Source organism: Bartonella queenslandensis AUST/NH15, assembly GCF_000312585.1.
Taxonomy (GTDB): domain Bacteria; phylum Pseudomonadota; class Alphaproteobacteria; order Rhizobiales; family Rhizobiaceae; genus Bartonella; species Bartonella queenslandensis_A.
In genome coordinates, this window is the sequence record NZ_HE997998.1 from 211,215 (window position 1) to 221,546 (window position 10,332).

Below are 10,332 nucleotides of genomic sequence, written 5' to 3' on the forward strand. Positions count from 1 at the left end.
GCTGAAAGAATGACAACACGGGAAGCAATGTTGATATTGCTCATTTTGCTTCCCTTTTGTGGAAGTGCTGTTATTGGTTTTTTTCGTTCGACAGCAAAAAATAATGAAGCGTGGTTTGCTGGGGGCATTGCTCTTTTTAGTCTTCTTTTTACAATCATGCTTTATCCGGCAATTCGCGGCAATAATATTGTACGTTTAAATATTCCTTGGCTTCCAGAATGGGGGGCTGATTTGATCCTCCGGATGGATGGGCTGTCGTGGCTTTTTTGCTTGCTCATTACAGGTATTGGGCTGCTTGTCGTTGTTTATGCGCGTTATTATATGGATCCTGCGGACTCTGTTCCACGATTTTTTTCTTTTTTTCTAGCCTTTATGGGATCAATGACAGGGATTGTTTTATCAGGTAATCTCGTGTTTTTGGTTGTTTTCTGGGAACTCACCAGTATTTTTTCTTTTTTGTTGATTGGTTACTGGTATCATAATGCGAGTGCGCGCGAAGGGGCGCGTATGGCTTTAACGATTACAGGTTTTGGCGGTTTTGCCCTTTTTATTGGGGTTTTATTGATTGGGTATATCGTTGGTAGTTTTGATCTGGATAAAATTTTGCAGTCTGGAAATGTGATCCGATCAAGTTCGCTTTATATCCCCGCCCTTATTTGTATTTTATTGGGCGGATTAACAAAAAGCGCACAGTTTCCTTTTCATTTTTGGTTGCCTAATGCGATGGCAGCTCCAACACCTGTATCCGCTTATCTGCATTCGGCTACAATGGTAAAAGCTGGGTTATTTTTGCTGGTTCGTTTATGGCCTGTTCTCTCTGGGACAGAGTCTTGGTTTTGGCTGGTTGGTTTTTCAGGACTCTCGACACTTCTTCTTGGGGCTTATTTTTCTATGTTTCAGCAAGATTTAAAGGGACTTCTTGCTTACTCAACGATTAGCCATCTTGGATTGATTACGACACTTTTAAGCCTTGGCAGTCCCCTTGCATGTGTTGCAGCGATTTTTCATATGGCCAATCATGCTACTTTTAAAGCGTCTTTATTTATGGCTGCTGGCATTATTGATCACGAAACGGGAACACGTGATATGCGCAAGCTAACAGGCCTTTATCGCTCTATGCCGATTACAGCGACTCTTGCTTTAGTAGCAAGTGCGGCGATGGCGGGTGTTCCTTTGCTCAATGGTTTTTTATCGAAAGAAATGTTTTTTGCTGAGGCCGTTGAAACGCATATGGAATCATGGCTTGATTGGATTGCTCCTTATGTAGCAACGCTTGCGAGCTTGTTTAGTGTGACTTATTCTATCCGTTTTATTCATGGTGTCTTTTGGGGACCAAAATCAGACAAATTATCCAAAACTCCCCATGAACCACCGCATTTTATGCGTTTACCCATGGAATTTTTGGTGTTTATTTGTTTGGCAGTTGGTATTTTTCCTAATTTAACAATCGGGGCTATTTTAGATAATGCTGTTGTGTCTGTTTTAGGACCGATGACGATCTCCTATAGCTTGGCTGTTTGGCATGGGATTAATACGCCATTAATAATGAGTTTGGTGGCTTTATTAGGGGGTGGTTTGCTCTATGTTGTTGGGCGGCGTTATTTTTTATCTTGTGATGATGGCGCTCCCTTTTTTCGTCATTTGAAAGGATCGCGTATTTTTGAACGCATTCTTGTGGTTATTTCTTGGAAATGGGCCCGTGCGGTGGAATCTATTTTGTCAACGCGCCGTTTGCAAATACAGTTGCATTGGATTTTTGCTGTGTGTTTTATTTTTTCTGGTCTTTTGCTTTGGTGTGATGGTTTCATTGCGTTAGGAGGGTTACCGCTTTTCCCACTTGATATTCCTTTTCTCGCTCTTTGGTTAGTTGGTGGATTGTGCGCGCTTTTGGTTGCTTGGCAAGCAAAGTTTCATCGTCTTGCATCACTCATGCTTTTGGGGGGGGCTGGTTTGATGACGTGTGCAACCTTTTTATGGCTTTCTGCGCCCGATTTGGCAATAACGCAATTGGTTGTTGAAGTTGTAACAGCTGTCTTATTATTGCTTGGTTTGCGTTGGTTACCTAAGCGTGTGCATAATCCTGCTCCAACGTCTGTTCATTTTGGAGTGCGTTTACGTCGTGCTCGTGATTTCATTATAGCAACTATGGGAGGGGCTGGCATTGCATGGCTCTCTTTTGCGATGATGACACGTCCTCAAGGAACAACAGTTTCTCATTTTTTTCTGAAAAACGCTTATTCTGGTGCAGGTGGTCGCAATGTTGTGAATGTATTGTTGGTTGATTTTCGTGGTTTTGATACGATGGGAGAAGTTGTGGTTTTGGGGGCTGTTTCTTTAACTGTCTTTGCTCTTTTGCGTCGATTTCGTCCTGCTCCTGAAAGTATTGAGCCGCCATTTCAACAACGTATTCAGGAAGCTTTCGATAAAGCACAGCCTAATCGAAATGTAGGAGATACAGTTTTGAATTATCTCGCTATTCCTTCTGTTATTATGGGGGGGCTCTTTTCCGTTATTCTTGCTTTTTCTTTTTATTTATTTGTGCGAGGACACGATCTTCCTGGAGGGGGGTTTGTCGGTGGAGTGACTTTAGCAATAGGCTTTATTTTGCAATATCTTGCAAGGGATATTCGTTGGGTAGAAAGCCATTTGAGGGTTTTGCCGTTACGCTGGATGGGGTTTGGCTTATTTCTATCGGTTGTAACAGGAGTAGGGGCTTTGTTTGTTGGGTACCCTTTTTTAACATCATTTTTCCAATATATTCATGTGCCATTAATTGGAAAGGTTCCTATTGCATCTGCTTTTTTGTTTGATTTTGGAGTGTTTTCTCTTGTGTTGGGAGCAACAATCCTCATTTTAATTGCACTTGCACATCAATCAATACGTAGTTACCGAATCGGTAAAAAACCTGCTTTAGCTTTAAAAGAGAAGGAAAATTAATGGAAATTATTCTTTCTTTGGCCATTGGTATTCTTGTCGGATCTGGAATTTGGCTCATTTTGCGTCCCCGAACTTTTCAAGTCATTCTTGGTTTGTCTTTGATATCCTATGGTGTCAATCTTTTCATATTTGCAATGAGTAGACCACGCAGTAATGCTGCGCCAATTGTTGATTCTACGATGGTTATTAATCCAGCGAATTATGTTGATCCTCTTCCACAGGCTTTAGTTTTAACTGCGATTGTGATCGGTTTTGCAACGACAGCTTTATTTTTAGTTATCTTGTTGGTTTCACGCGGTTTAACAGGTTCAGATCACGTTGATGGACGTGAGGTACAGTGATGGAAGTTTGCGTGCATCATCTTCTTATCTTGCCGATTCTTTTGCCGTTAAGTACCGGAGCCCTTCTTCTTTTCTATGATGAACGCCGTTCAAAACTAAAATCACTCATAAGTATTTTTTCTGCCGCATTATTAGTTATTGTGGCTGTTTTACTGGTAAAACGTGCTCTTGAAGTTGCACCAGCTGCAGATGTTTATCGGCTTGGTAATTGGCCTTCTCCCTTTGGTATTGTTTTGGTGCTTGATCGCTTAAGTGCTATGATGCTTTTGCTTTCTAGCTTGTTGAGCAGCGCGGCGTTGGTTTTTGCACGGGCACATTGGTATAAAGCGGGGCCTCATTTTCAGTCATTGATGCAATTTTTCATGGTTGGAATAAATGGTGCTTTTTTAACAGGTGATTTATTTAATTTATTTGTATTTTTCGAAGTGATGTTGACAGCTTCTTATGGCCTTGCATTGCATGGTTCTGGTCCGTTACGTGTGCGTGCTGGGTTGCATTATGTCGTGGTTAATCTGGTTGCTTCGTTGTTTTTTCTCGTTGGTGCAGCACTCATTTATGGAATCGTGGGCACACTCAATATGGCTGATTTGTCTGTAAAAATACAATATATAGCCTCTAGCGATATAACTTTATTCGAAATAGGGGCTGCTCTTTTGGGAATTGCTTTCTTAATTAAAGCAGGGATATGGCCATTAAATTTTTGGTTGATGCCAACGTACAGTGCAGCAGTAGCGCCTGTTGGAGCTTCTTTTGCGCTTTTAAGCAAAGTCGGTATTTATATTATTTTACGTTTAACATTGTTATGGTTTGGACCAGAAAGTGGACATTTTAGCCATTTTGGTCAAACGGTTTTGTTTTTCGGTGGGCTTGCCACTATGGCTTTTGGTTTTATTGGGGTGTTGGCGAGTCAAGTCTTGGTGCGTTTGGCTGCTTATAGTGTTTTGGTCTCTTCTGGGACATTGTTGACAGCTATCGGGATCGGCAATACAGCACTGATCGCAGGTGCACTCTTTTATATTGTTTCTTCAACTTTGGCGCTCGGTGCTTTTTTTCTTGTGGTGGAGTTGGTTGAACGTTGTCAAGATGCAGCAGCTAATGTTTTGACGGTTACAATGGAAGTCTATGGTGATGATGAAGAGGAGGAAGAAGATGAAGTAGGGACTTATTTACCGGTAACTTTGGCAATTCTTGGGGCCTGTTTTGGTCTTTGTGCACTTTTAATTATTGGTCTGCCCCCTTTTTCTGGTTTTGTTGCTAAATTTATGATGTTTGTGGCACTCTTAAACAATAGTAGAGAAAATGTTTCTACCTCTCTACCTGTTTATCATGATTGGCTTTTTATGATGTTTGTCACTCTATCTGGTTTTGCTGCTTTGATTGCGATGACACGAACGGGCATTCGAACTTTTTGGGTTTCTCTTGAAGGAAGGATTCCACGGGTGCAGGTGATTGAATTTGCTCCCGTTGCTGTTCTACTTGCATTGTGTTTTCTTATGACAATTGTCGCTGGCCCCGTTAGTCGTTATATGGTTGAAACAGCTAAAACTTTGTATGAAACTCAAAATTATATTGGCAGTGTTTTAGATGATTTTTCTCTTGAAAATAAGGGGATTTATCAGTGAAATATTGTTATTTTTTCCCTTTTTCCAGCATGGCAATTATTTTTATGTGGCTGATTTTAAATGGTTTTAGTTTAGGTCAATTGCTTTTAGGCGTTATCATTGCTTTGTTTGGGGGATGGATGATGCGGCTTCTTGAGCCGGAAAAAATAACGATTAAAAGTTGGCGTGCTGTTTTTCAGCTGTTTTTTCGTGTGTTTATTGATTCTATCGTTTCGAATATTGCTGTTGCTTGCTTCGTTTTAACTAAAAGATCTCGAAAACAGCAGTCTCGTTTTATTGTGGTGCCTCTTTTACTTGAAAGTCGTACTGCTTTAGCTGTTTTGGCATGTATTCTTTCAGCAACTCCAGGGACTGTTTGGATTGCCTATAATAGAAAAAATAGTGAACTTTTGCTTCATGTCTTAAATTTTAAAGATGGATATGATTACCAAAAATTGATCAAAAAACGCTATGAGCGATTACTTTTGGAGATTTTTTAATGAGTATGGTGATCCTTTATTGGGGGCTTTATCTCTCACAGTTTTTTTTAAGTTTATCAATGATTTTCGCCTTGTTTCGGTTGATTCGTGGACCACGGGCGCAAGATCGGATTGTCGGGTTGGATGCTCTTTATATAATCACTATTCTTTTGTTTCTTACATTCGATATCCGTTCAGGAACAACCATTTATTTTATTGCAGCGCTTATTATTGGCTTGTTGGGTCCTGTATCAAGTATTGCGTTGGCAAAATTTCTCATGAGAGGAGAGATTATTGAATGAAAGATGTATCGCTTGTTGTTGCTATTGCTGTTACGTTTTTTTTGATATTAGGATCTGGTCTCACGTTGATTGGAACAATAGGGTTGGTGCGTCTTCCAAATTTTTATAAGCGTTTACATATGCTTTCGTTGAGTACAAGTTGGGGTGCTGGAAGTATTCTTATTGCATCGTTTCTTTATTCAACTTTTGTAGATCATCATTTCGTTTTTCATGAATTTTTGTTGATGATTTTTTTATTTGTAACAATACCAGTTGCTTCTATGCTGGTATCACAAGCAGCAGCTTATCGGCACTATTCAGAAAATAGATTAGAAAAACCGCTGGCTCTTTTATCACGTCAGACGGAAGAACAAACATCTACTTCTGATGAAATATCACGTGATACGAGCCAAAGCGATTTTTAAGAGGCAATAAGCTTTTTTATTCTGTTTTTTGTTCTGCTACACATTGAATAAGATTTTTTTCTTCTGGATCATTAATGAGATCAGAAAGCATGGCTTCGTTTCCTTTTGTCCACCATATATAGGGTCCTCCCATATATTTTGCTCCAGAAGCACTTATGCTGCGGGAAGCGATAATGCGCTTTCCTTGCCATTTGAAATCAACAAGTGAAATGTTACCAGCATTGAGATAGGTTACTTCAACATGTTCTTTACCTGAGCCTGTATCGCACTGATAAGTAGCAACTTCTGTTGTTGGTTCTGGATCATCTGGAACCTCAATAACTAAAGAGCCAGCAAAAGCATTGAGTGAACCGAATAGCGGTAGGCTTAAAGCAGCAAAAAATCCTACAATAAAAGCAATTTTTTTCATGATATTTCCTCAGTTATTTAAAATAATAATAGTGATTCATCCTTACAGATGATGGGGTTTTTTTCTTCTGGGTCTTGAATAAGATCATAAAGTGTTACTTCTTTATTTTTCTCCCACCAGATATACTGCTCCCCTACATATTTTGCTCCAGAAGCAGCAATAACATTCGCAGCGATAATACGATTGCCTTTCCATTTGAAATCAACCAATGAAATATTGTCAGCGTTATGATAGGTTGCTTCAATGCGTTCTTTATTTGCTCCCATATCACATTGATAGGTTATGGTTTGTGTTTCTGGATTACTTGACACATCAATGACTAAAGTAGCAGCTAAGGTACTGCTAACATTGAAAAATAATAAAGAGGAAAAAAATCCCAAAATTTGTAGAGTTTTTTTCATAATGCTTCCCTATATGAAAACTAATTTATCTTACGTGATGGTGTCTACGGCAGGATTCGAACCTGCGACCCCAGGATTCATACCACTTCGGTTTTCACCGCCAGCTTTACAAGCTGTTTGTGGTCTGGACTGTCTCTTCACCTTGAAGCTTGCGCCTTTTAGGTGCTGCCCGTTCAGTCTCTACACCTTCCTCTCATGTGAAGAGAGGCTTGGCTCGGGATTGGCATATCGTTTTGCCTATGAAGCTTTCCCCGAATTTGAGCAGATCCACTTTGAGGATTTCTCCTAAAAGCGCCCAATTTCTTTAGGAATCCTGTGCTCTATCCTACTGAGCTACGCAGACATCATCATAACTATTCCTTTAATAGAAGTATAAAAACGAATCAATTATATTCAATACAAATTAACGAATTTCTGTTAATTTTTGTTCCAAAAAGGATAAAACTAAATTTGGTGGGACATTTTTTGCAATAAATGATTGGCCAAGTCCGCGTGTCAAAATAAAGGTCAAATTATTTTGTGAAACTTTTTTATCTTGAGCGATGAGAGTCATTAATGTTTCAGCATTTGGTAGATCTCCTGGGATATCCTTTAATTGCGTAGGTAAACCTACAGCTTTAAAGTGTGTTTCGATGCGGTGTGGGAGTGTGGGAGCTACGAGATTGAGTTGCGCAGAGAATTGATGTGCGAGAATCATTCCAATTGCTACAGCTTCACCGTGAATTAAACGTTTTGAATCATAAGTGGTTGCTGTTTCAAGCATGTGTCCAAAGGTATGACCGAGATTTAAGAGTGCACGCTCTCCTGTCTCATATTCGTCACGTGCGACTGTGGCAGCTTTAAATTGGCATGAGCGAACAATGGCTTCTATTCTTATCGAGCCATTAGAAAAAATTTCTTGTCCGTTTTTTTCAAGCCATTCAAAAAAATCAGGCTGGTTAATGAGTCCATATTTGACCATTTCCGCATAACCTGCGCGAAATTCACGCAATGGTAGCGTGTCAAGAACAGATGTATCAGCAATAACGCATTGTGGTTGATAAAAAGCTCCAATAAGATTTTTACCATGTCGGCTGTTGATTCCTGTCTTTCCACCAACAGAGGAATCAATTTGTGCAAGAAGCGTTGTGGGCATCTGAATAAAGTTCATTCCGCGGCGTATCATACTTGCCGAAAATCCTGCTAGATCGCCAATGACACCACCACCAAAAGCAATAACGCAGTCACCTCTTTCTAAACGTGCAGAAAGAATTTTGTCGGTGACAATTTGCAAGGTTGAAAATGATTTTGATTGTTCTCCTGCTTCTACAATAATAGGGACAGTATGGATTTTATTTTTTGTTAACTCTGCTTGTAATGCATCCAAATGGAGGGATGCAACATTGGTGTCTGTAACGATTGCCAAACGCATTTGATGAAAATTTTTTTGCTTAAGAGAATGTTTAATCTGTAAAGCAGCTTGCGCAATAAGATCTGGACCAATGATAATATCATAACAGTGCTTGTCTAATTTAATGGTGACGGTTTTGGCTTGCATGCTTTTTCTTTCTATCGTTATTTTTTTGTATGGAGGTAGTGCTGGAGAGATCGTATGACATTTTTTGCTACACTGTGGGGGCTTTCTTTATGACTGTTAATAGTTACGTTTGCTTTTGCATAGAGAGGATAACGCTGTTCCATGAGTTTTTGCATCGTTTCTTTAGGATTAGCTGTTTGAAGAAGCGGTCGTGTTGGACGCTTGGAAACACGTTGCATAAGGATATCAAGATCTGCTTTGAGCCAGATAGATATTCCATTTTGATGAATTGTTTTTCGTATCTCTTGATTTATGTAAGCACCGCCACCCGTTGCTAAGACAAGTGGGCGTTTTTTGATGAGGTTGAAAATAATACGCTGTTCAAGGGAACGAAATTCTCCTTCACCATAGATTTTAAAGATTTCTGTGATAAACATTTGTGCTGCTTTTTCGATTTCTTGATCAGAATCGTAAAAGGGTAAATCAAGCATGGTGGCAACACGTTTTCCGATGACTGATTTTCCTGCTCCCATAAGACCAACGAACACAAGAGCTTGATTATCGAGAGAAGATAAGATGTGCCTTTTTATTTGTGAGATAGGGGGATGTTGGGGTCGATTACTTTTCATAGCTTATTTCGGCATTTATCTGCTTTAAAGTCAATTCCTGTTAATCTTTATACGGTAGGATAAAAGACAGAGTGTTTTGGGAAAGTTTATTATTTTATGCCGACATTAACCAGACTTTTGATGATTCTTTTCATTTTTCTTGCTATTCTTTTTAGTATAATGATCATTCTTGTCGTTTTTGTTGAGCCCGTAACTGTGGATATGTCTATTGATGTCCCTTTGGATTCGCTGACTCTTTCTTTGAGAAGGGAGCAATGAAAAGTAACATGGTGATAGAGCGTTTTCTTGAAATGATGAGTGCTGAGCGAGGTGCTTCTGCCCATACACTTGCGGCTTATCAGCATGATTTACAGTGGGCGCAAGACGAATTGTCTTCGCATTCGGTTTCGCTTTTTTCTGCACAAAAGGAAGATTTAATTGATCTTTTGTCGCTCATGCATACATTTGGTTTTGCTGCAACTTCACAAGCGCGCCGTTTATCGACGTTGCGTCAATTTTATCAGTTTCTTTACGCAGAAGGATTAAGAGCAGATGATCCTTCCCATGATATTGATGCACCTCGGCAAGGGCGTTCTTTGCCCAAAATTATTAGTGAAGATATGGTGACAAAATTTCTTGATTTGGCGCAGTTGGAAGTTAATCAAGCTGTTTATGGATCTAAGGATTATCTGCGTGCATTGCGTCTTCAGCTGTTGAGCGAAATGCTTTATGCAACAGGATTGCGTATTAGTGAGTTGGTGAGTCTACCTGTGCAGGCTGTACGGGGGGAAGAATACAGTATTTTGGTTCGCGGTAAGGGAAAAAAAGAACGAATGGTGCTGTTATCAAAAAAAGCCTATCAAGTTCTTTTGCAGTGGTTGAATTTGCGGGATCAAGGAAAAGATGCGAAAAGTCTTTATCTTTTTCCGGCGCATTCAGAAACAGGACATATTGCGCGTCAAGTTGTTGCACGGGAATTAAAAAATCTTGCTAAAAGGGCTGGAATAAAAAGTGAAAGCTTTTCTCCCCATGTGTTGCGCCATGCTTTTGCTAGCCATCTTTTGCAAAATGGTGCTGATTTGCGTGCCGTTCAACATTTGTTAGGTCATTCTGATATTTCTACGACTCAGATTTATACCCATGTGTTGGAAGAGGGGCTTTATCGTTTAGTCAATGAGCATCATCCACTTGCCGATGAGCAAAAGGCTCGTTAAAGAAAAGGTGATGTTTTAGAAAAAGACTTTATAAAGGAAATTATAAGTGTATAAGTGACGCTGAATGAGTTGGTATAAATGTATAATTATCTTGATTTTGAAAAACCAGTTGCTGATCTC

10 protein-coding genes and 1 pseudogene are annotated in these 10,332 nt (G+C 39.7%); 7 read left to right on the forward strand and 4 right to left on the reverse strand.

Going from position 1 to position 10,332, the window contains the following annotated elements:
* The first annotated feature begins 9 nt into the window (after positions 1-9).
* Genes BN338_RS04700 through mnhG form a run of 6 tightly spaced genes read left to right on the forward strand, consistent with a single transcriptional unit; the run spans position 10 to position 6,064 of the window.
* On the forward strand, positions 10-2,937 hold the full coding sequence (locus BN338_RS04700; protein ID WP_039759501.1) for a monovalent cation/H+ antiporter subunit A: 2,928 nt from the start codon (positions 10-12) through the stop codon (positions 2,935-2,937).
* Complete coding sequence (locus tag BN338_RS04705) at positions 2,937-3,278, forward strand: Na+/H+ antiporter subunit C (RefSeq protein WP_039759503.1); 342 nt, start codon at positions 2,937-2,939, stop codon at positions 3,276-3,278. The genes BN338_RS04700 and BN338_RS04705 overlap by 1 nt, the downstream gene beginning before the upstream one ends.
* A complete protein-coding gene (locus BN338_RS04710; RefSeq protein WP_039759504.1) occupies positions 3,278-4,900 on the forward strand; it encodes a monovalent cation/H+ antiporter subunit D in 1,623 nt (540 codons plus the stop codon). Before BN338_RS04705 ends, BN338_RS04710 begins: the two co-directional genes overlap by 1 nt.
* Positions 4,897-5,379, forward strand: a complete 483-nt coding sequence (locus BN338_RS04715; RefSeq protein ID WP_039759507.1) for a Na+/H+ antiporter subunit E — start codon at positions 4,897-4,899, stop codon at positions 5,377-5,379. Before BN338_RS04710 ends, BN338_RS04715 begins: the two co-directional genes overlap by 4 nt.
* Complete coding sequence (locus tag BN338_RS04720; RefSeq protein WP_039759510.1) at positions 5,379-5,660, forward strand: K+/H+ antiporter subunit F; 282 nt, start codon at positions 5,379-5,381, stop codon at positions 5,658-5,660. The genes BN338_RS04715 and BN338_RS04720 overlap by 1 nt, the downstream gene beginning before the upstream one ends.
* Positions 5,657-6,064, forward strand: a complete 408-nt coding sequence (mnhG, locus tag BN338_RS04725; RefSeq protein WP_039759512.1) for a monovalent cation/H(+) antiporter subunit G — start codon at positions 5,657-5,659, stop codon at positions 6,062-6,064. Before BN338_RS04720 ends, mnhG begins: the two co-directional genes overlap by 4 nt.
* A gap of 16 nt (positions 6,065-6,080) precedes the next feature.
* On the opposite strand, the gene BN338_RS04730 is transcribed toward mnhG, so the two are convergent.
* The 4 genes and pseudogenes from BN338_RS04730 to BN338_RS04745 form a co-directional block, all read right to left on the reverse strand.
* Complete coding sequence (locus BN338_RS04730) at positions 6,081-6,473, reverse strand: MliC family protein (RefSeq protein ID WP_039759515.1); 393 nt, start codon at positions 6,471-6,473, stop codon at positions 6,081-6,083.
* Positions 6,474-6,490: 17 nt separating this feature from the next.
* Positions 6,491-6,874, reverse strand: a complete 384-nt coding sequence (locus tag BN338_RS04735) for an MliC family protein (RefSeq protein WP_039759518.1) — start codon at positions 6,872-6,874, stop codon at positions 6,491-6,493.
* Positions 6,875-7,277: 403 nt separating this feature from the next.
* The gene (gene aroB / locus BN338_RS04740; RefSeq protein WP_039759521.1) at positions 7,278-8,411 is read right to left on the reverse strand and encodes a 3-dehydroquinate synthase; all 1,134 of its coding nucleotides are present in this window, start codon (positions 8,409-8,411) and stop codon (positions 7,278-7,280) included.
* Positions 8,386-9,019: pseudogene (locus BN338_RS04745) on the reverse strand (shikimate kinase). Before BN338_RS04745 ends, aroB begins: the two are co-directional and overlap by 26 nt.
* A gap of 254 nt (positions 9,020-9,273) precedes the next feature.
* Here BN338_RS04745 and BN338_RS04750 point away from each other — a divergent pair.
* Positions 9,274-10,212, forward strand: a complete 939-nt coding sequence (locus tag BN338_RS04750; protein WP_039759523.1) for a site-specific tyrosine recombinase XerD — start codon at positions 9,274-9,276, stop codon at positions 10,210-10,212.
* Positions 10,213-10,332 lie beyond the last annotated feature (120 nt).

Bases quoted from the DNA above. Each gene is read 5' to 3' on its own strand.
- BN338_RS04700 (WP_039759501.1), top strand. From the start codon at position 10: ATGACAACACGGGAAGCAATGTTGATATTGCTCATTTTGCTTCCCTTT.
- BN338_RS04705 (WP_039759503.1), top strand. From the start codon at position 2,937: ATGGAAATTATTCTTTCTTTGGCCATTGGTATTCTTGTCGGATCTGGA.
- BN338_RS04710 (WP_039759504.1), top strand. From the start codon at position 3,278: ATGGAAGTTTGCGTGCATCATCTTCTTATCTTGCCGATTCTTTTGCCG.
- BN338_RS04720 (WP_039759510.1), top strand. From the start codon at position 5,379: ATGAGTATGGTGATCCTTTATTGGGGGCTTTATCTCTCACAGTTTTTT.
- mnhG (WP_039759512.1), top strand. From the start codon at position 5,657: ATGAAAGATGTATCGCTTGTTGTTGCTATTGCTGTTACGTTTTTTTTG.
- BN338_RS04730 (WP_039759515.1), bottom strand. From the start codon at position 6,473: ATGAAAAAAATTGCTTTTATTGTAGGATTTTTTGCTGCTTTAAGCCTA.
- BN338_RS04735 (WP_039759518.1), bottom strand. From the start codon at position 6,874: ATGAAAAAAACTCTACAAATTTTGGGATTTTTTTCCTCTTTATTATTT.
- aroB (WP_039759521.1), bottom strand. From the start codon at position 8,411: ATGCAAGCCAAAACCGTCACCATTAAATTAGACAAGCACTGTTATGAT.
- BN338_RS04750 (WP_039759523.1), top strand. From the start codon at position 9,274: ATGAAAAGTAACATGGTGATAGAGCGTTTTCTTGAAATGATGAGTGCT.